Annotated in this window: 1 pseudogene; it reads right to left on the bottom strand. The window is 38.4% G+C overall.

Annotated features, from left to right (window positions below):
- Positions 1–219, bottom strand: a pseudogene (locus tag V6255_RS18640) (sugar ABC transporter substrate-binding protein); the annotation flags it as partial.

The following is a 219-nucleotide window of genomic DNA, read 5'->3' on the forward strand; positions in this document are numbered from 1 at the left end:
TGCATCAACATCAGGATTCGCACTTAAATAAGCTAATTCAGGATTTTTAATTTCAGAAGTATCTTGTCCACTGTCTAACATATAGTTACCAAGATCTACGCCTAGTCCTTCAGCAAAACCACGACAACGCTCACTCACTACAGCAATAGAAATAGCATGGTTAACAAATACAAAAGATATAACGCCATCTTTTTCAGCACGTTGACCTGCTGCAAAACC

The organism is Psychromonas arctica (assembly GCF_038155225.1).
Classification (GTDB): Bacteria; Pseudomonadota; Gammaproteobacteria; order Enterobacterales; family Psychromonadaceae; genus Psychromonas; species Psychromonas arctica_B.